At 73.1% G+C, this 20445-nt stretch carries 14 protein-coding genes; 10 read left to right on the top strand and 4 right to left on the bottom strand.

The window, feature by feature from the left end:
* Positions 1-98 precede the first annotated feature (98 nt).
* On the bottom strand, positions 99-2258 hold the full coding sequence (locus tag ACZ6JT_RS29410) for a RecQ family ATP-dependent DNA helicase (RefSeq protein WP_469214307.1): 2160 nt from the start codon (positions 2256-2258) through the stop codon (positions 99-101).
* Between the two features lie 122 nt (positions 2259-2380).
* Between ACZ6JT_RS29410 and ACZ6JT_RS29405 the strand changes: the two genes are divergently transcribed.
* The 7 genes from ACZ6JT_RS29405 (at position 2381) to ACZ6JT_RS29375 (ending at position 12817) form a co-directional block, all read left to right on the top strand.
* Positions 2381-3646 (top strand): DUF4192 domain-containing protein, encoded by a 1266-nt coding sequence (locus tag ACZ6JT_RS29405; RefSeq protein ID WP_469214304.1) that lies wholly within the window; start codon positions 2381-2383, stop codon positions 3644-3646.
* Between the two features lie 251 nt (positions 3647-3897).
* Positions 3898-5886, top strand: coding sequence for a glycogen debranching N-terminal domain-containing protein (locus tag ACZ6JT_RS29400; RefSeq protein WP_469214303.1), 1989 nt, complete (start codon positions 3898-3900; stop codon positions 5884-5886).
* 117 nt (positions 5887-6003) lie between these two features.
* A complete protein-coding gene (locus ACZ6JT_RS29395) occupies positions 6004-6750 on the top strand; it encodes an NUDIX hydrolase (RefSeq protein WP_351597784.1) in 747 nt (248 codons plus the stop codon).
* Positions 6751-6938: 188 nt separating this feature from the next.
* Positions 6939-8750, top strand: coding sequence for an ATP-binding cassette domain-containing protein (locus tag ACZ6JT_RS29390; protein ID WP_469214301.1), 1812 nt, complete (start codon positions 6939-6941; stop codon positions 8748-8750).
* A gap of 137 nt (positions 8751-8887) precedes the next feature.
* A complete protein-coding gene (locus ACZ6JT_RS29385) occupies positions 8888-9829 on the top strand; it encodes a FadR/GntR family transcriptional regulator (RefSeq protein ID WP_469214298.1) in 942 nt (313 codons plus the stop codon).
* 373 nt (positions 9830-10202) lie between these two features.
* Positions 10203-11792: an RNA polymerase sigma factor gene (locus ACZ6JT_RS29380; protein WP_469214296.1), complete on the top strand. Its 1590-nt coding sequence runs from the start codon at positions 10203-10205 to the stop codon at positions 11790-11792.
* Between the two features lie 98 nt (positions 11793-11890).
* Positions 11891-12817 carry a serine protease gene (locus ACZ6JT_RS29375; protein WP_469214295.1) on the top strand — a complete coding sequence of 309 codons (927 nt, stop codon included), beginning with the start codon at positions 11891-11893 and terminating at the stop codon, positions 12815-12817.
* Positions 12818-12957: 140 nt separating this feature from the next.
* Here ACZ6JT_RS29375 and ACZ6JT_RS29370 read toward each other — a convergent pair whose 3' ends face one another.
* Positions 12958-13191 (bottom strand): DUF7455 domain-containing protein, encoded by a 234-nt coding sequence (locus ACZ6JT_RS29370; RefSeq protein WP_030016583.1) that lies wholly within the window; start codon positions 13189-13191, stop codon positions 12958-12960.
* A gap of 448 nt (positions 13192-13639) precedes the next feature.
* Here ACZ6JT_RS29370 and ACZ6JT_RS29365 point away from each other — a divergent pair, with 448 nt between their 5' ends.
* From ACZ6JT_RS29365 to ACZ6JT_RS29355, 3 genes are all read left to right on the top strand, one after another.
* A complete protein-coding gene (locus ACZ6JT_RS29365) occupies positions 13640-15760 on the top strand; it encodes a DNA gyrase/topoisomerase IV subunit B (protein ID WP_469214292.1) in 2121 nt (706 codons plus the stop codon).
* 184 nt (positions 15761-15944) lie between these two features.
* Positions 15945-16430, top strand: coding sequence for a DUF485 domain-containing protein (locus ACZ6JT_RS29360; RefSeq protein ID WP_469214291.1), 486 nt, complete (start codon positions 15945-15947; stop codon positions 16428-16430).
* Positions 16427-18019 (top strand): solute symporter family protein, encoded by a 1593-nt coding sequence (locus ACZ6JT_RS29355; protein WP_469214289.1) that lies wholly within the window; start codon positions 16427-16429, stop codon positions 18017-18019. Before ACZ6JT_RS29360 ends, ACZ6JT_RS29355 begins: the two co-directional genes overlap by 4 nt.
* 6 nt (positions 18020-18025) lie before the next feature.
* Here ACZ6JT_RS29355 and ACZ6JT_RS29350 read toward each other — a convergent pair whose 3' ends face one another.
* Positions 18026-18763: a response regulator gene (locus ACZ6JT_RS29350; RefSeq protein WP_469214288.1), complete on the bottom strand. Its 738-nt coding sequence runs from the start codon at positions 18761-18763 to the stop codon at positions 18026-18028.
* Positions 18760-20373, bottom strand: a complete 1614-nt coding sequence (locus ACZ6JT_RS29345) for a sensor histidine kinase (protein ID WP_469214286.1) — start codon at positions 20371-20373, stop codon at positions 18760-18762. The genes ACZ6JT_RS29350 and ACZ6JT_RS29345 overlap by 4 nt, the downstream gene beginning before the upstream one ends.
* Positions 20374-20445 lie beyond the last annotated feature (72 nt).

Here is a 20445-nt window from a genome sequence, read left to right as displayed (position 1 = left end):
CCCGAGCGTGCGGCAACGAGCAATTGGCGCCGCAGACCGGAATTCGCCGGTATGCCGTTCATATCCTTGCCCCGCCACGCCGGAGATGACGCATTCAGCTACCCCTGGAGCGCCAGCACCAGCGGGAACACCGCTTTCGCGCCTGCGCGCCGGAGCAGCCGGGCGGCCACCGCGAGGGTCCAGCCGCTCTCCGCGCGGTCGTCCACGAGGAGCACCGGACCGGAGGCTTCCGCGAGTGCCGCGGCCAGTTCCGGGGGCACGGTCAGGGCCTGGTGGAGCCCCCGGACCCGCTGGGCGCTGTTCGAGACCGCCACCCCGAACTCCGGAGCCTGATCCGTGTAGGCGACCGTGCCGAGCAGGGGCATCCGGCCGACCTCCGCGATCCGCGCCGCCAGCGAGCCGACCAGCTGGGGCCGGCTGCGCGAGGGCAGGGCGACCACGCCCACCGGCCGGGCCGGGGCGTCCGCCGTCCCGGAGGCCCAGCCGCCGGGGCCCCGGGCCCAGTCGGCGAGCACTGCGACCACGGCCTGGGCCACGTCGTCCGGGACCGGCTGGTCCGGAGCCTGCGGGGCGAGCATCGGGCGCAGCCGGTTGCCCCAGCCGATGTCGGAGAGCCGGCCCAGCGCCCGGCCCGTGGAGGCCTGCTCCCCGGCGGGGATGCGCCCCTTGAGGTCGACGCCGACCGCCGCGAGCCCGGTCGGCCACATCTTGCGCGGCTCCAGCTCCACGCCCGGGCGGCCGAGCTCGCCGCGGGCGGTGTCCAACGCGGTGGTGGAGACCTCGGCGGTGAACCGGGCACCGGCGCAGTTGTCGCAACGGCCGCAGGGCGCGGCCTCCTCGTCGTCGAGCTGGCGGCGCAGGAACTCCATCCGGCACTCCGTGGCCGCCGCGTAGTCGCGCATGGCCTGCTGCTCGGCCGCCCGCTGCCGGGCCACCCAGGCGTAGCGCTCGGCGTCGTAGGTCCACGGCTCGCCGGTCGAGGTCCAGCCGCCCTTGACGCGGTGCACGGCGCCGTCGACGTCGAGGACCTTGAGCATGGTCTCCAGCCGGGTGCGCCGCAGGTCCACCAGGGGTTCCAGGGCGGCCAGCGACAGCGGCCGGCCGGCCTGGGCCAGGACGTCGAGCGTGCGGCGCACCTGCTCCTCCGGCGGGAAGGCCACCGAGGCGAAGTACTGCCAGATCGCCTCGTCCTCGCGGCCGGGGAGAAGCAGCACCTCGGCGTGCTCCACACCACGGCCGGCGCGGCCGACCTGCTGGTAGTAGGCGATGGGGGAGGAGGGCGAGCCGAGGTGCACGACGAAGCCCAGGTCCGGCTTGTCGAAGCCCATGCCGAGGGCGGAGGTGGCCACCAGCGCCTTGACCCGGTTCGCCTGGAGGTCGTCCTCGGCCTGCTGGCGGTCCGCGTTCTCCGTCTTGCCGGTGTACGAGGACACCGTGTGCCCGCGGTGGCGCAGGTACGCGGTGACCTCCTCGGCCGCGGCCACGGTCAGCGTGTAGATGATCCCGGAGCCGGGCAGATCGCCGAGGTGGTCGGCGAGCCAGGCCAGCCGGTGCGCCGCGTCGGGCAGGGTCAGCACGGCCAGGCTCAGGCTCTCGCGGTCCAGCGGACCGCGCAGCACCAGCGCGTCTGTGCCCGCCCCGGTGCCCAGCTGTTCGGCGACGTCGGCGGTCACGCGGGCGTTGGCCGTGGCGGTGGTGGCGAGGACCGGGACGCCGGGCGGAAGGTCGGCCAGCATGGTGCGCAGCCTGCGGTAGTCGGGGCGGAAGTCGTGCCCCCAGTCGGAGATGCAGTGGGCCTCGTCCACCACGAGCAGACCCGTCGCGGCGGAGAGCTTGGGGAGGACCTGGTCGCGGAAGTCGGGGTTGTTCAGCCGCTCCGGGCTCACCAGCAGGACGTCGACCTCGCCGGCGGCGACCTCGGCCTGGATGCCCTCCCACTCCTCGGGATTGGCGGAGTTGATGGTGCGGGCGCGGATCCCGGCCCGGGCCGCGGCTTCGACCTGATTGCGCATCAGCGCGAGGAGCGGGGAGACGATCACGGTCGGGCCCGCGCCGCTCGCCCGCAGCAGCGAGGTGGCGACGAAGTACACCGCGGACTTGCCCCAGCCCGTGCGCTGGACCACCAGCGCTCGTCGCTTGTGCGCGACGAGGGCCTCGATCGCCCGCCACTGGTCCTCACGCAGCCGGGCGGTTCCCGTGGGGTCGCCCACGAGACGGGCTAGTACGGAGTCGGCCGAGGACCTCAGGTCTGCGTTCATGCCCCCATGCAACCCGATGCCTGTGACATCGCGCCAATGCCGCTCTGGGCCTGTGGAAATTGAATCGTCAACAGTTATCCACAGGGCTTTCGGGATCGGATCTTGCGCGGGACCTTCGTGCCATGACGAACAACCAGGAATCACGCAGCCCGTCCGACAAGCCCTCCTTCACTCCGGCCGGATCAGCCACCGGCCCCCAGATCACCCTGCGCAGCCCGGCCGAGCTGGCCGACGCGCTGCCCTACATGCTCGGGTTCCACCCGAGCGACTCCCTCGTCCTGGTCGCCGTGCACGGGGAGGGCGGGCGCTTCGGCGGCCGGCTCCGGGTCGGCATCCCCACCACGCCGGCGGAATGGGAGGACACCGCCCGGCAGGTCGCCGACTGCCTGATCCGGGGCAGCGAACGGCGCGGCGGCAAGCCCGACGGCATCGTCGTCTACCTCTGCCAGGAACCGCGGGGGGAGGAGGGCGGCCGGCGGGTGATGACCCGGCTGCGGCCGCTCGCCCAGCGGATCCGGCTGGCCTGCGGCGCCCTGGACGTGCCGGTACTGGAGGTTCTGTGCCTCTCCGAGGGCCGGTTCTGGTCCTACGTGTGCCCGGACGAGCGGTGCTGCCCGGCCGAGGGCACCCGGCTGGCGGCGGTCGGCACCTCGGTGATGGCCGCGGCGGCCACCTTCGCCGGGCTCCAGGTCCGGGGCTCCCTCAAGGAGATCGAGGACCGGCTCGCACCGCTGCGCGGGCCCGTGGCCGCGGAGGCGGAGAGGGCCCTGGACCGGGCGGCCGCAGCCCTGATGCCGAGGATCCTGGACGGGGCCACCCGGGAGGAGGTCGGCGCCGAGACGATCTCCCTCGCGCGGGACCTGATGCGGCGCATGACGCTGGCCCCGCCGGTCGAGGGCGGCACCCACGCCGACGACTGGGACGACGCCCTGCTCGGCCACGACGAGGCCGCCTCGCTCATCCTGGGCCTCCAGGACCGCGAGATCCGGGACATCGCGGCCGAGTGGATGGAGGACGAGGAGGCCGCCCCCGCCCTGCGGCTGTGGCGGGCCCTGGCCCGGCGCTGCGTCGGGGCCTACAACGAGCACGCCGCGGCCCCGCTCACCCTCGCCGGCTGGGTCTCCTGGTCCACCGGGGACGAGCCGACGGCCCGGATCGCCTTCGGCCTGGCCCTGCGGGCGGACGCCGAGTACCGCTTCGCCCAGCTGCTCCACCACGCCTGCAACGAGGGGCTCGACCCCGAGGGACTGCGGGAGTGCCTGCGGGAGGAGCGCCGCCGCCGCGAGCCCCGGCGGGCGCGTTCCTCGGCCGGTACGCGCCCTCCCGGCCGACGGGGACGGACCACGCCCCGGCGCGGGTCCCGCCGCACCGCGGGGAGCGAACAGTGAAGGCGCGCCGGCCCTGGGGCAGCGGTCCGGTGCGGCTGCTCCGGAGCGCCCTGGGCCTGACCGGGCGGCGCGGGCTCCGTCCCCGGCGTGCGCGGCCGGGACCGGTGACCCCGCCGCGTCCGGGGGCCGTACCCCGGGCGGGGCAGGAGACCGTGACCCGGGCGGGGGTGGGGGCGTTCAGGTGTGGGGTGGTGGGGGACCGGCCGCGCCGCCGCCCAGCTGAACCGACCGGAGCGCAGACAAGGCGACGCATGTCTCACCCCGCACCTCCCCGCCCGTCCGGCGTGCCCGCCGCACGCAGGCCCGAACTGCCGCCCGTGCACGGCGCCGTCATCTGCGTCGCCGCACCGTGTCTGGTGATCTCGCCCGAGCACGGCCAGCTGACCGGGCGGGGGATCGACGGGATCTACCGCTCCGGGCGCAGGCTGCTCTCCCGTTGCGTGCTGCGGGTCGGCGGCCGGGACCCGGTCGCCGTCCAAGGGCGCAGCCTCGGCGCCGACCGGGCCGCCTTCACCGCGACCGTCCGCACCGGTGCCGAGCCCGGCCCCGACCCGGACATCGGTGTGGAACGGATCAGGCACGCGGACGGCACCGAGCGGATCACCCTGCGCAGCTTCACGGCCCGGCCGGTACGCCTGCCCGTGGAGGTCCTGCTGGGCACCGACCTGGCGGAGCTCGCCGCTGTGGGCGCCGGCCGGGCGGGGCCGGAACTGCCCGCCGGGGTGCACGCCGCCGGGCTGCGCTGGAGCACCGGCGAGGCGCAGGCGGTCACCGCGGCCGAGCCGCCGCCGGACGACGCGCTGGCCTCCGCGGGGCTGCTGCGCTGGCAGCTCGAACTGGGTCCCGGCGAATCCCGCACCATCGAACTGCGCACCACTCAGGACCGCACCGCGCGGGCCCCGGCCGGGCAAGTGGCGAATCCGCTCGCCGACGCCCGGGCCGAGGGGGACGACCCGAGGGTCGAGGCGTGGTTCCGCAGCAGCGTCGAGGACCTGGGCGCGCTCCTCCTGAGGGACCCCGAGGCGCCGGGCGACGCCTTCGCTGCGGCCGGAGCACCCTGGCGGCTGGGCCTCGCCCCGGCCGAGTCACTGTGGGCCGCGCGGATGGCGCTGCCCCTCGGGACCGGCCTCGCCGCGGCCACCCTGCGCGTCCTGGCCCGGACCCAGGCCGAAGGGCGCGGGCCCGACGCCGGGAAGATCCCGGGGCCGCTGCGCGGAGCGGGCCCCCAGCTGCCGCCCGGGTGCACCGGCACGGAGGCGACGCTGGCCTTCCCCGCGGTGCTGGCCGAAGCCCGGCTCTGGGGCATGCCGGAAGACGAGGTGGTCCGGCTGCTGCCGGCCGCCGAGCGCTGCCTCGACTGGCTGCGCGGGGCTTTGGGGGAGGACGGCCTCCTGGCCGATCCCGACCCCGGTCCGCGGCGGTGCGAGACCCAGGCGCACGCCCACCGGGCCGCCGTGCTCGGCGCGGACCTCCTCGCCGGATGCGGGCGGCCCGGAGCCGAGGAGTGGCTGGAGCGGGCCGCCGAGCTGCGGGAGCGGTTCCGGGCGGGGTTCTGGATCGACGGCCCGGACGGCGGGCGGCCCGCTTCGGCCCTGCATCCCGACGGGCGGCCACTGCCACGGCTCACGGGAGCCGCCGCCCACCTGCTCGACACCGGACTGCTCGGCGGCGGGCGGCCGGCGCCGGGACTTCTCGACCGGGTGCGTTCGGAGCAGCTGGCCCGGCTGCTCGGAGCCCCCGCCATGGATTCCGGATGGGGATTGCGGAGCATGGCCACCCGGGAGCCGGGGCACAACCCGTTCGGCCACCGCTCGGGCGCGGTGCGGGCGTACGAGAGCGCCGTGGCCGTGGCGGGACTGGCTCAGGCGGGCTTCGAGAAGGAGGCCGCTGGCCTGGTGCGAGGCCTGCTGGACGCGGCGGAGGTGTTCGGGTACCGGCTGCCGGAGATGTTCGCGGCCGAGCAGCGCACCGCCGGCAGCGCCCCCGTCCCGCACCCGGCGGCCTGCCGCCCCGCAGCCGTCGCCGCGGCGGCCGGGATCCACGTGCTGACCGCCCTCGCCGGGATCCGCCCCGACGCCCCCGCGGGCACGGTCGCCCTCGCTCCGCTGCCCGGCGCCCCCCTCGGCGCGCTGCGGCTCTCGGGCCTGCGGGTGTCGGGCGAGCCCTTCGCCGTCCGGATCAGCCGGCTCGGCCTCGGCATGGTGGAGGAGGCGGCCGATGCGCTCCAGCTGGGCGGCTAGTGCCCTGGCCGGTCGCGGCGGGCAGCAGGACGGGCCGCCGCCCTCCCACCTCCGGAACCGTCTCTTCAAGGTCACCAAAGAGCTGTTTATCGTCAGGCAGACGACTATGATCGCGGCATGTCGCCCTACGACCCGTCGGCCTTCCCGCCCTTCGCCGTCACCGTCGACCTGGTCGTGCTCACCGTACGGCGCCACGCGCTCTGCGCGCTGGTCGTCCGCCGGGGTGAGCAGCCGTTCCAGGGGCGCTGGGCGCTGCCCGGCGGATTCGTCCGCGGGGACGAGGACCTGGCCGGTGCCGCCGCGCGGGAGCTCTCCGAGGAGACCGGCCTGTGCGCCCACGATCCCGCCCTGCCCGGCGCGGGCAACGGGGCGCACCTCGAACAGCTGGCCACGTACGGCGATCCGAAGCGGGATCCGCGGATGCGTGTCGTCAGCGTGGCGCACCTGGTACTGGCTCCGGACCTTCCGGCGCCGCGCGCCGGAGGCGACGCCAACAGCGCCCGCTGGGCCCCCGTGGACGAGCTGCTGGCCGCCCACGACGAGGCGGCCACGGCGCTCGCGTTCGACCACGCCCGGATCCTCGCCGACGGCGTGGAGCGGGCCCGCTCGAAGATCGAGTATTCCTCGCTGGCCACCGCCTTCTGCCCGCCCGAGTTCACCGTCGGCGAGCTGCGCCGGGTCTACGAGGCCGTCTGGGGCGTGGCCCTGGACCCGCGCAACTTCCACCGCAAGGTCACCGGCACCCCCGGGTTCCTGGTACCGGCCGGAGGGACGACGACCCGTCAGGGCGGGCGTCCGGCCCAGCTGTTCCGTGCCGGCGGGGCCACGCTGCTCAACCCGCCGATGCTGCGCCCCGAAGTCTGACACCGCACCCCATGCGCCCGCAGGGGCGGGGCGGGCGGCGCGGGGACCGGGTCCGGCAGCCGTACCGAGTCTGACGGCAATATCGGCACACCATCGGACCGGTTGCATAGAAAATCGGACATATCGCGTTATCTTGCTTGCGGTACTCACCCTGCCGCAGAGCGGTCTCACCCCCCGCGAGAGAAGCGATGCTCCAGGCCATCGGACTCACCAGCAAACACCGCCCCGACGCCCCGCCCCTCGTGGACGACCTCACCTTCGAGGCCCGCCCGGGGCACGTGACCGCCCTGCTCGGAGAGCCGGGATCGGGCAAGACCACCGCGCTGCGGCTCATGCTCGAACTCGAACCGGGCCGCGGCGTCACCTACTTCCGCGGCCGCCCGCTGCACCGGCTCCCGTACCCCGGCCGTGAGGTCGGCGTGCTGCTGGGCGACGTGCCCGGCAACCCCTCACGGACCGTCCGCAACCAGCTGCGGATGCTCTGCGCCGCCGCCGGGGTGCCCGCCTCCCGGGCCGACACCATGCTGGAGGTCGTCGGCATCGCAGGCCTCCGGGACCAGCGGCTCGGTTCGCTCTCGCTCGGCATGGAGCGCCGGGTCGCGCTGGCCTCGGCGCTGCTCGCCGATCCGTGCACTCTGCTCCTGGACGAGCCCGGCGCCGGACTCTCCCCCCGCGAGCGCGGCTGGCTGCACGGGCTGCTGCGCGGCCACGCCTCCCAAGGCGGAGCCGTGCTCTTCACCACCGACGACGCGAAGGAGGCCGCCCGCAGCGCCGACCGGGTCGTCAGCATCGAGGCGGGCCGGCTCGTCGCGGACCAGGACGCCGCCGAGTTCGCCCGGACCAGACTGCGGCCGCGGGTCGCCGTGCGCACCCCGCACGCCGCCCGGTTGGCCGACGTGCTGGGCCGGGAGGCCCGGGCGGCCCAGCGCTCGGTGGAGATCGTCGAGGAGAGCGGCAGCCGGCTCTCGGTGTACGGCAGCAATTGCGCCGAGGTCGGCGAGGCAGCGTTCCGGCACGGTGTGCTGGTCCACCAGCTCGCCGACGAGACGGGTGACGCCGGCTCGTCGACGGCTCCGGTCCCGCACGCCCGTGCAGCCGCCTCCGCCTCCGCTGCCGCCTCCGCCTCTTCGAGCTCGCCGGAGCTCGCAGAGGCCGGAGACGGGGACTCCGGCCGGCGCCCCCGGCAGGACCGTCCCCGGCGGCCCGCCTCGGCCGTGCGTCGCGTGGGCGGGCCGCTGCGGCCGCTGCGCTACGAGCTCCTGCGGGTTTTCGGCACCGCCACGCCCGTCCTGACCGCCGCCCTCGTCGTCGCCGTCTCCGTGCTCACCTGCCTGGTGCTGGCCCGGGCCGGGCAGACCCCCCCGCAGAACAGGCTGCTCGCCGCCTGGCCCGAGCTGCTGCCGCTGCCTCCGGCCGCAATCGGCGCGGGGCTGCTCGGCGCGCTGGCCTTCGGCGAGGAGTACCGCTACCCCGCGCTCGCCGCCGACCGCGGCACCGTGCCCCGCAGGCTGGGGCTGCTCACCGCCAAGCTCGGCGTCTGCGGGGTCCTCGCCCTTCTGCTCGGCGCCCTGGCCGTGGCGGCCGACGTCGCCGCCCTCGCGCTCGTCTTCGACAGCGGCCCGCTGCGCACCCCGGTGGAGTGGCTGTCCCCGGCCGTGAGTTGGGCCGGGCTGCTCATCGGCTGCGCCTGGGCCGGCGTACTGGCCTCCGGTGTCTTCCGGTCCGCGACCGCCGGGCTGGCCGCGGTGCTCGCCGTACCGGTGATGGTGGTGCCGCTGGTGCGCAAGGCCCTGGAGGGTTCGTCCGCCTACCCGGTCACCGGGCTCGGGCCCCGGCTGCGGGGCCTGACCTGGGTGCAGTGGCCGCCGGAGGCGGACCGGCTGCTCGTGGGGGCCCTGCGGGTGATGGCCCAACCCGTCGGGACCGCGCTGGTGTTGTCGCTGATGGTCCTGTTGTGCGCCTATGGGTTCACCGGACTGCGCAACAGGGTCCGTTGGTGATCGTTCCGATGCCGGAGAAGTCACGGACGGGACCGATGCCGTCCGTGTCGCGTCAAGCGGACCGCAACTCCCCGCAAAAGGCCCGGTTCTTTACGATAAGTCGTCAATTGCGTAGGTGGCACCGATCACCCTTTCGTGTGCTTTTCACCAAAGACCTCAAGGGTCATGGAGGCAAGGCCGACAAAGGATTCGTGAGTACCCTTGCGCACACCATGATGACCGCCGCCCGCCACGCCGACTCCGGCCTCGCCGGCCCGGGCGAACTCGACCGCTACCCCTACGCGGAGGCCCCCGGGTCCGACCGCGTCGGAGCGCCCCACTGGGACGGCGCCGACGTCGAGTTGAGCCGGGTCGGCCGCCGCGCGGCAGGCAGCCGCGGCCGCGGACTGCACGGCCAACTCGTCCAGCAGCTCGGCCAGATGATCGTCTCCGGTGACCTCGGAGCGGACCGGCCCCTGGTCCCCGAGGAGATCGGCCAGCGCTTCGAGGTCTCCCGTACGGTCGTCCGCGAATCGCTGCGGGTCCTGGAGGCCAAGGGCCTCGTCAGTGCCCGCCCCAACGTCGGCACCCGGGTCCGCCCCGTCGCGGACTGGAACCTGCTCGACCCCGACATCATCGAGTGGCGCGCCTTCGGGCCCCAGCGCGACGACCAGCGTCGCGAGCTGGGCGAGCTGCGCTGGACCATCGAACCGCTCGCCGCCCGCCTCGCCGCCGGCCACGGCCGGCCTGACATCCAGCAGCGCCTCGCCGACATGGTCGAGATCATGGGCCACGCGCTCGGCCAGGGCGACTCGATCACCTTCGCGCGCGCCGACAACGAGTTCCACGCGCTCCTCATCCAGGTCGCTGGCAACCGCATGCTGGAGCACCTCTCCGGCATCGTCTCCGCAGCCCTCCAGGTCTCCGGCAGCCCGATCACCGCCTGCGACCGGCCCAGCGAGGCCTGTGTCGCCCACCACGCGCGGATGGTCGAGGCCCTCGCAGCGGGTGACGCGCTCGGCGCCGAGAACGCCATGCGCCAGCTCCTGACGGTGCATCCGGAGGTAGAGCGCGTGGTCCCCGCCCCGCGCGAGCACTGACGGCCGGACGCGCGGGGGCGTGGGGGTGTGCAGGACGTGTCGCCGGGCCCGGTCGGGTCCGGCGACACCCGTGTGGGGCGCTCCGCGACGGCGGTCCGACCCCGTCCGGACCGCGTGACGACCCCCTGATCGGCGTCCGTCCGTACGAGGTGTGACTCGGGCCACGAAGATTGGGCGTAACACTCTGCGAGGTCACGCGATGACCTAAGAGGTGATGGCCGACGGAGGGAAGACAGCAGCCCTTGGGGGTGCTGTGCAGCTCCCCGGCCCCTGCCCGCGCCGCCGGCCCATCCCGGTCAGTGGTCGTCGGCTCCGGTCCAGCACCTCCAGGCCCGGCGTCGGAAGCCGTTCCCATCGTTCCGAGAGGTTGTTCGTGTCGGCCAGCACATCCCGTACGCTCCCGCCGGAGATCGCCGATTCCGAGTCTGTGATGGCGCTCATCGAGCGGGGCAAGGCCGAGGGGCAGATCGCCGGCGATGACGTGCGTCGGGCCTTCGAGGCTGACCAGATTCCTGCGACCCAGTGGAAGAATGTTCTGCGCAGCCTCAACCAGATCCTCGAGGAAGAGGGTGTGACGCTGATGGTCAGTGCCGCGGAGTCGCCCAAGCGCACCCCCCGCAAGAGCGTCGCAGCGAAGAGCCCGGCCAAGCGGACGGCCACCGAGCCCGTCAGGAAGACCGCGGCCAGGACGACGGCAGCGCAGCCCGCGGCGACCGCGCCCGCCGCGGCCCCGGCAGCCGGGACGGCGGACCCGGAGATCGCGGACGTCCTCGCGGAGGACCCGGGAACCGAGCCCGCGGCCAAGAAGACGGCGGCGAAGAAGACAGCCGCGAAGAAGGCCGCGCCCGCCAAAAAGACCGCGGCCAAGAAGACGGCGGCGAAGAAGACCGCGGCCAAGAAGGACGCCGACGAGGGCGAGGACGAGGCCCCCGACGAGGGTCCCGACGCCGCCAAGGCCGAGGCCGAGGAAGAGGAGGAGGGCGGCGAGAACAAGGGCTTCGTCATCTCCGACGACGAGGACGACGCCCCCGCCCAGCAGGTCGTGGTCGCCGGCGCCACCGCCGACCCGGTCAAGGACTACCTCAAGCAGATCGGCAAGGTCCCCCTCCTCAACGCCGAGCAGGAGGTGGAGCTCGCCAAGCGCATCGAGGCCGGCCTGTTCGCCGAGGACAAGCTGGCGAACTCCGACAAGCTGGCGCCCAAGCTCAAGCGCGAGCTGGAGATCATCGCCGAGGACGGCCGGCGGGCGAAGAACCACCTGCTGGAGGCCAACCTCCGCCTCGTGGTCTCCCTCGCCAAGCGCTACACGGGCCGCGGCATGCTCTTCCTGGACCTGATCCAGGAGGGCAACCTGGGCCTCATCCGCGCGGTCGAGAAGTTCGACTACACCAAGGGTTACAAGTTCTCCACGTACGCGACCTGGTGGATCCGGCAGGCGATCACGCGCGCCATGGCCGACCAGGCCCGCACCATCCGCATCCCGGTCCACATGGTCGAGGTCATCAACAAGCTCGCCCGCGTGCAGCGCCAGATGCTCCAGGACCTGGGCCGCGAGCCCACCCCGGAGGAGCTGGCCAAGGAACTCGACATGACCCCCGAGAAGGTCATCGAGGTCCAGAAGTACGGCCGCGAGCCGATCTCCCTGCACACCCCGCTCGGCGAGGACGGCGACAGCGAGTTCGGTGACCTCATCGAGGACTCCGAGGCGGTCGTCCCGGCCGACGCCGTGAGCTTCACGCTCCTGCAGGAGCAGCTGCACTCGGTGCTCGACACGCTGAGCGAGCGCGAGGCCGGCGTGGTCTCGATGCGCTTCGGCCTCACCGACGGTCAGCCCAAGACCCTCGACGAGATCGGCAAGGTCTACGGGGTCACCCGTGAGCGGATCCGCCAGATCGAGTCGAAGACGATGTCGAAGCTGCGGCACCCGTCCCGTTCCCAGGTGCTGCGCGACTACCTGGACTGACCGGTACGGGGACGACGGCGGGTGGCCGCGAGGGTGCGCTCGGCCACCGGGCATCCCACTCTGGGTGGAGTCATGCACACTCGGAGTCAGGAGGCCTCATGCGTCGTCCCTTTGCCCGTGCTCTGGCGGGAGCGCTGACCCTGGCGGCGGGAGCGGCCGCGGCGCCGCTGGCCCAGATGCCGCAGGCGGCCGCGGACAGTGTGGTGATCGGCGGGAAGCCGGTCAGCGTGGCCGACAGCCCCTGGGTCGTGGCGCTGGCCAGCCGTGACCGGTTCGGGGGTACGCGGGGCGGGCAGTTCTGCGGGGGAGTCGTCGTGGCTCCGACCCGGGTGGTGACCGCGGCCCACTGCCTGGGCCGCCAGGTGCTGGGCGGCCCGGTCGAATCCGTGCCCGACTTCCGGGTGATCGTCGGGCGTACGGAGCTGACGGCGGCCGGCGGCCGGGAGATCGCCGTGCGCGGGGCCCGGGTGAACCCGGCCTACGATCCGCAGAGCAACGCGGGGGACCTCGCCGTCCTGGAACTGGGCGAGGCCGTGCCGGCCCTCCACGTGCTTCCCATGGCGGAGGCGGGGCATTCCGCGTACGAGGCCGGGACCGAGGCGGCCGTCTACGGCTGGGGCGACACCAGCGGCTTCGGTGACTACGCGTATGCGCTCCGGGCCGCCCGGGTGACGGTGCTGGCGGACGAGGTGTGCGGGCGGGCCTACCCCGGGGACGCGGACGGGCAGTACCGCGCCGAGTCCATGGTGTGCGCGGGGGACAGCGGCGGCGGCCGGGACGCCTGCCAGGGCGACAGCGGCGGACCGCTCGTCGCGCAGGGGCGGCTCATCGGGCTGGTCTCGTGGGGCCGCGGCTGCGGGCGAGCGGACAGCCCGGGGGTGTACACGCGCATCGCTCCCCTCGCCGGCTTCGTGACGGCCCCGGAGACGGGCGCGCAGCCCGGCGGGGTCCAGGACACCGCATGGGAGGCCCGCAGGCGCTCCGTACCGGGTGCAGGGCCCGTACGGGGGCACCGCACGGGCTAGCGACCATACGTACGGCCGCCCGCCCCGAGCGCGGGCGGCCGTGGATGTGAGGACGGGCGGCGCCCCTGGGTCTCAGGGGTGCCGCCCGTCGACCGGCATCGCCGGTCCTGGCTCGTCGGATGCGAGGTGTAGGCCTTGTGTCAGCGGTCCTCGGGTTCGGCATTGGCAGCCGGAGCGGACGTAAGCCGCTCGGTCTCATCCTGTATTTCCGCGGCGATCTTCTTGAGTTCCGGCTCGAACTTGCGACCGTGGTGGGCGCAGAAGAGCAGTTCACCGCCGCTCAGCAGGACGACGCGCAGATATGCCTGGGCGCCGCAACGGTCGCATCGGTCAGCGGCCGTCAGCGGGGTCGCGGGTGTCAGAACAGTAGTCACGTCGCCTCTTCTCTAGCTCGACGAGCTGTCGTACCAGGGTCAACATCCAACCAGGCCGAAAACGTTCCCGCTCGCGGCTTTTCCTCGAAACTTCCTTCCGAAGCTGGCCGGCTGTTGCCGGTTGGCGGCGAAGGAGCCGTATTGCGTTGCTTTACGGTTTCGCGTTGTCAGTCGTGCGCTTGTTGCAGTTCCATCCTCCCCCGGCGTGAGTGCCAGGTTGTTCATGAGGACGTGCCCGAACCCTAAATGGTTCATGCGCGGAAGGGAACGTGATGTTTCCTTCACCCGCCCGGGGGATCGAACGTTCGTGCGGATCTGGACTAGGGTGAGCACCACGCGAGGGTGGCGTTGCATCGGCTCTACCTGGCCTCGGTACCCTTCGAGCGGCAGCCGAGCCACCCCTGCGCCCGACAGGGCCAGAAAAGAAATTCAGCGAGGAGCGAACTGCGTGACCGCCGACACGTCCGTGCCTTCCAGCGCGCTGCTGTCCGGAGCAGACCGGGACGGTTCCAACTACACCGCGCGGCACCTGCTCGTCCTCGAAGGGCTGGAGGCCGTCCGCAAGCGCCCCGGCATGTACATCGGCTCGACCGACAGTCGTGGCCTGATGCACTGCCTGTGGGAGATCATCGACAATTCCGTCGACGAGGCCCTGGGCGGCTACTGCGACCACATCGAGGTCATCCTCCACGAGGACGCATCCGTCGAGGTCCGGGACAACGGCCGCGGCATCCCCGTCGACGTCGAGCCCAAGACCGGCCTGTCCGGCGTCGAGGTCGTCATGACCAAGCTGCACGCCGGCGGCAAGTTCGGCGGCGGCTCGTACGCGGCCTCCGGCGGCCTGCACGGCGTCGGCGCCTCCGTGGTCAACGCCCTCTCGGCCCGGCTCGACGTCGAGGTGGACCGGGGCAGCTCCACCCACGGGGTCAGCTTCCGGCGAGGCGTCCCCGGCATCTTCACCGAGCAGGGCCCCGACAGCCCGTTCGACCCCGCCAACGGCCTGCGCAAGATCAAGCGGATCGCCAAGGGCAAGACCGGCACCCGGATCCGCTACTGGGCCGACCGGCAGATCTTCCTCAAGGACGCCCGGCTCACCCTGGAGACGCTTTACCAGCGCGCCCGCCAGACCGCCTTCCTCGTCCCCGGCCTGACCATCGTCGTGCGTGACGAGCGCGGCATCGACGGCGCCGGCAAGACCGAGGAGACGTTCCGCTTCGACGGCGGCATCAGCGAGTTCTGCGAGTACCTCGCCCAGGACAAGGCCGTCTGCGACGTGCTGCGCCTGAGCGGCACGGGCACCTTCAAGGAGACCGTCCCGGTCCTCGACGACCGCGGCCACATGACGCCCACCGAGGTCACGCGCGAGCTCGGGGTGGACATCGCCCTGCGCTGGGGCACGGGCTACGAGACCAACGTCAAGTCCTTCGTGAACATCATCGCCACCCCCAAGGGCGGCACCCACATCACCGGCTTCGAGCGCTCCGTCGCCAAGACCGTGAACGAGGTGCTGCGCTCGGCGAAGCTGCTGCGCGTCGCCGAGGACGACGTGGTCAAGGACGACGCGATGGAGGGCATGACCGCCGTCGTCACCGTCCGCCTCGCCGAGCCGCAGTTCGAGGGCCAGACCAAGGAGGTGCTCGGCACCTCCGCGGCCACCCGGATCGTCGCCGCCGTGGTCGCCAAGGAGCTCAAGGCCTTCCTGACCTCCACCAAGCGCGACGAGAAGCAGCAGGCCCGCGCGGTGATGGAGAAGATCGTCGCGGCCGCCCGGACCCGGATCGCCGCCCGGCAGCACAAGGAGGCGCAGCGCCGCAAGACCGCGCTGGAGACCTCCTCGCTCCCCGCCAAGCTGGCCGACTGCCGCAGCGACGACGTGGAGCGCAGCGAGCTCTTCATCGTCGAGGGCGACTCGGCCCTCGGTACGGCGAAGCTCGCCCGGAATTCGGAGTTCCAGGCGCTCCTGCCCATCCGCGGCAAGATCCTCAACGTTCAGAAGTCCTCGATCTCGGACATGCTCAAGAACGCCGAGTGCGGGGCGATCATCCAGGTCATAGGAGCCGGCTCGGGCCGGACCTTCGACATCGACGCGGCCCGTTACGGCAAGATCGTGCTGCTCGTCGACGCCGACGTGGACGGCGCGCACATCCGCTGCCTGCTGCTCACGCTCTTCCAGCGGTACATGCGGCCGATGGTCGAGGCGGGCCGGGTCTTCGCGGCCGTGCCGCCGCTGCACCGGATCGAGCTGGTCCAGCCGAAGAAGGGCCAGGACAAGTACGTCTACACGTACTCGGACAACGAGCTGCGCCAGACCCTGCTGGAGTACCAGCGCAAGAACATCCGGTACAAGGACTCGATCCAGCGCTACAAGGGTCTGGGCGAGATGGACGCGGACCAGCTGGCGGAGACCACCATGGACCCCCGCCACCGCACCCTGCGCCGGATCAACATCGGCGACCTGGACTCGGCCGAGCAGGTCTTCGACCTGCTCATGGGCAACGAGGTGGCACCGCGCAAGGAGTTCATCACGAGCTCGGCGGCGACCCTCGACCGCTCGCGCATCGACGCCTGACCCGGCCGGAGCCGACGGCCGGCGGAGCCCGCCGCCAACGGCTCCGAGATGTCCACGGCACACCGGCGCTCCTCCCTCCATCACCTGTTGGAGTGAAGAGCGCCGGTACACCAGTCCGGAAAGCGACTATTGAGCACATCCTTGTGGGCACGCGGCCAATGCGGCAGCGGACAAGGAGAGTTCGGTGGACAAGCACGAAGGTCGTGATGCCGGAACGATCCGGCTGGACGACCCCTGGTACGACGCGCTGGCCGTCGGCTGGGGCGAAGGCGAGGAAACGCTCCCGCCGCGCCCGGCCCCCGGCAACAGCCCCGCGCACGGGGCATCCGACATCTACCTCGAAGTGCAGCGCAGCGCCGCCTTCCAGGAGGTCCGCAGCCGTTACCGCGGGTTCGTCGTCCCCGCGACCGCCGGCTTCTTCCTCTGGTACGTCGCCTACGTGGTCGCCGCCACCGCCGCGCCCGGGGTGATGGCCCGGCCCGTGGTGGGCGCGGTCAACGTGGCCATGCTGGCGGGCCTCGGCCAGTTCCTCACCACCTTCCTGCTCACCTGGGCCTACGCCCGGCACGCGCGACTGCGCCGGGACCGGGCCGCGCTCGACCTGCGCTGGACCGTCTTCGAGCAGGAACGCGACCAGGAGCGGACCCGGGCGAGGGGAGCCGGCCGGTGACCACCGAACACCAGACCCTCGCGCTGATCCTGTTCAGCGTCTTCATCGCGGTGACCCTGGGCATCACCACCTGGGTCAGCCGGAACCGGCACGGGTCGGCCGAGGAGTTCTACGCGGGCGGCCGGTTGTTCTCACCGATGGAGAACGGTTTCGCCATCGCCGGCGACTACATGTCCGCCGCCTCCTTCCTCGGCATCTCCGGTCTGATCGCCCTGTTCGGCTACGACGGCATGCTCTACTCGGTGGGATTCCTCGTCGCCTGGCTGGTGGTGCTGTTCCTGGTCGCCGAACTGGTCCGCAACTGCGGGCGGTTCACCCTCGCCGACGTGGTCGCCGCCCGGATGAGCGAGCGTCCGGTGCGGATCGCGGCCGGCACCTCCTCGGTCGTCGTCTCCGTGCTGTACCTGGTCGCACAGATGGTCGGCGCGGGCAGCCTGGTCGGCCTGCTGCTCGGCAGTTCGAGCGCGACGGCCCGGACCCTGACCGTGATCGGGGTGGGGGCGCTGATGGTGGTCTACGTGTCCTTCGGCGGGATGCGGGCCACCACCTGGATCCAGATCGTGAAGGCCGTCCTCCTGATGGGCGGGGCGATCACGCTGACCGTGCTCGTCCTGCTGCGCTTCCACGGGGACTTCGACCAGCTGCTCACCAGCGCCGCCGACCGCAGCGGGCACGGGTCCAGGTTCCTCGGGCCCGGCCTCAAGTACGGCGGGGACTGGACCGCCCGCGTCGACTTCATGAGCCTCGGCCTCGCGCTGGTCCTCGGGACCGCCGGGCTGCCGCACATCCTGTCGCGCTTCTACACGGTGCCCACCGCGCGGGCGGCGCGCCGCTCGGTCGTGTGGGCGATCGCGCTCATCGGCGGCTTCTACCTGATGACCATCGTGCTCGGTTTCGGGGCGGCGGCGCTGGTGGGCCCGGACGAAGTGCGGGCCTCCAACGCCTCCGGCAACACGGCCGTTCCGCTGCTCGCGGCCTTCCTCGGCGGGGGCGCCGGATCCACCGGCGGCGCGGTGCTGTTCGCGTTGGTGGCGGCCATCGCCTTCGCCACCATCCTGGCCGTGGTGGCCGGCATCACCCTGGCCTCGTCGGCCTCCGTCGCCCACGACCTGTACGCCTCCCTCAAGCGGCGCCGTGCCAGGCAGCGCAGTGAGGTCTCGGTGGCCCGGGTCGCGGCCGTCGGCATCGGGGCGGTGGCGATCGCCCTCGGACTGCTCGCCCAGGACCTCAACGTGGCGTTCCTGGTCGGGCTGGCCTTCGCGGTGGCGGCCTCGGCGAACCTGCCGGTGCTCCTGTACTCGCTCTTCTGGCGCGGCTTCACCACGCGGGGAGCCGTCTGGTCGGTGTACGGGGGCCTGGTCCCGGCGGTGCTGCTGGTCCTGGTCTCGCCGGTGGTCTCGGGCAGCCCGGAATCCCTCTTCCCGGGTGTGGACTTCCAGTACTTCCCGCTGCAGAACCCGGGGATCGTCTCGATCCCGCTCGGGTTCCTGGCGGGCTGGCTGGGCACGGTCACCTCGGGCGAGGAGCCGGACGAGGCCAAGCACGCGCAGACGGAGGTCCGCTCGCTGACCGGCGCCGGAGCGGTCTGAGGGCCCTCAGGCCGGCCCCTCCGAGGGGAGCCAGGTGTAGCGGTGCTCCGGGCGGCCGGTCTCGCCGTAGCGCAGGGCCAGGGTGACCCGGGCGGTGCGTTCGAGCAGTTTCACGTAGCGCTGGGCGGTCTGGCGGCTGATGCCCGCGCGGTCGGCGATCTGCTGGGTGGACAGCGGGCCCTCCGCGGAGCGCAGGACCTGGCGGACCAGTTCCGCGGTGGTCGGGGAATGGCCCTTGGGGAGCTCGTTCGCGGGCCCCGCGGCCGCGAGGGCGGCGAAGATCCGGTCCACCTCGGCCTGTTCGGCCTCGCCGCCCGTCTCCAGGGTGCGGTGCAGGGCCGCGTAGGCCTCCAGCCGGGTGCGCAGCCCGGCGAAGGTGAAGGGTTTGACCAGGTACTGGAGCGCGCCGAGGCGCATCGCGGCCTGCACGGTGGCGAGGTCGCGGGCGGCCGTGACCATGATCACGTCGGTGTGGTGGCCGAGCTGGCGCAGGCGCCGGACCAGGTCCAGGCCGTTCTCGTCGGGGAGGTAGTGGTCCAGGAGGACCAGGTCCACCACCCGCGAGGTGAGGAACTCCAGGGCCTCGGCCGCCGAATGGGCCTGCGCCGTCACCCGGAAACCGGGAACCTTCGCCACGTACGCCGCGTTGATACGGGCAACACGCATGTCGTCGTCGACGACCAATACGTGGATCGGGGACCCGCTCCCCGCTTCGTTCACCATCTCGTGCACCGCCTCGTTCATCGCAGGGCCTCCGGGAGTACGACGGAGAATTCCGCCCCTCCGTCCGCTCCACCGGCCCGGGCGCTGCCGCCCTGCCGCTCCGCGAGGCGGCGTACGAGGGCGAGGCCCAGGCCCCGCTCGCGGTGGGCGCTGGGCTGCTTGGTCGACCAGCCCTCGGTGAAGATCTCCTCGCGGTGCGCGGCGGGTACTCCGGGGCCGCTGTCGCGCACGCGGAGCACGGCGGTACGGCCCTCCGCCCGCAGTTCCACCTCGACCAGGGGCGTCGTCGTACCGACGGCGGCGTCCAGGGCGTTGTCCACGAGGTTGCCCACGATCGTGACGAGGCCGCCCGGGTCCACCAGGCGGTCGGGGAGGAGGGTGGTCTCGGCCAGCCGCAGGGGCACGCCGCGTTCGGCCGCGACGGTCGCCTTGCCCACGAGGAGGGCGGCCAGCAGCGGGTCGTGGACCTTCTCGGTGACCTGTTCGGCGGTCGTGCGGTGCACGTCGGCGACCTCGGTGACGAACTCCACCGCCTCCTCGTGCAGGCCCAGTTCCAGCAGGCCGAGGAGGGTGTGGAGGCGGTTGGCGTGCTCGTGGTCCTGGGCGCGCAGGGCGTCGATGAGGCCCCGGGTGGAGTCCAGTTCGCGGCCCAGGCGTTCCAGCTCGGTGCGGTCGCGCAGGGTGGCGACGGCCCCGCCGTCCTCGGTGGGCATGCGGTTGGCGACCAGCACCCGGGGACCCTGGACGGTGAGCAGGTCCCGGCCGGTGACGCGGCCCGAGAGCACGTCGGCGGTGCGGCCGCCGCCGAGTACGTCGTCCAGTGGGCGACCCGCCACAGTGCCGGCGGAGTCCGGGGCGAGGCCCAGCAGCCGGGCGGCCTCGTCGTTCACGAGCCGGACGCGGCCCTCGCGGTCGAGGGCGATGACGCCCTCACGGATGGAGTGCAGCATCGCCTCGCGTTCGGCGAGCAGGCCGGAGATGTCGGAGAAGGCCAGGTCCCGGGTCTGGCGCTGGATCCGGCGGGAGAGCAGAAAGGCGGCCAGGGCGCCCGCGGCCAGGGCGCCGCCCGCGTAGGCGAGCAGGCCCGGGATGGCGCCGAGCAGCCGGTCCCGGACGCTGTCGTAGGCGATGCCCACCGAGACGGCGCCGATGATCTCGCCGTCGGCGGCGATCAACGGGACCTTGCCGCGCGCGGAGCGCCCCAGGGTGCCGTCGTCGATCTCCATGACCTCGCGGCCCGCCAGCGCGTCGCTCGGGTCGGTGGAGACGGGCAGCCCGATCCGGTCGGCGCTCGGGTGCGAGCGGCGGATGCCGTCCAGGTCGAGGACGACCACGTACTCGGCCCCGGTGGCCCGGCGGATCCGCTCGGCCGAGGACTGGACGGGGCTGTCCGGCGAGGCCCCGGAGTCCAGGAGGCCGGCGGCCAGCGAGGGGTCGGCCGCGGCGCTCTGCGCGATCGCCAGGGCGCGCCGCATGGCCTGGTCGTCGAGCTGAGCGCTGAGCGGCGCCAGGAAGAGTCCGGTCGCCAGGACGGCGACCCCGGCGGCGATGGCCAGCTGGGTCAGCAGGATCTGGGAGGCGGCCCGTCTGGGCAGCCCGAGGCGCCAAGCGCTCACGAGGGGGAACCGCATGGGCAGCAACGGTAGGTCCGGCCCGGCAGGAGGGGAACGCCTGCGCCGAGCTTGTCGGGTTCGCCACTTCTG

It is taken from the genome of Streptomyces sp. NPDC046308, from assembly GCF_055588065.1.
The sequence above is the reverse complement of the archived record's forward strand: the minus strand, read 5'-3'. Positions and strand labels throughout refer to the sequence as shown.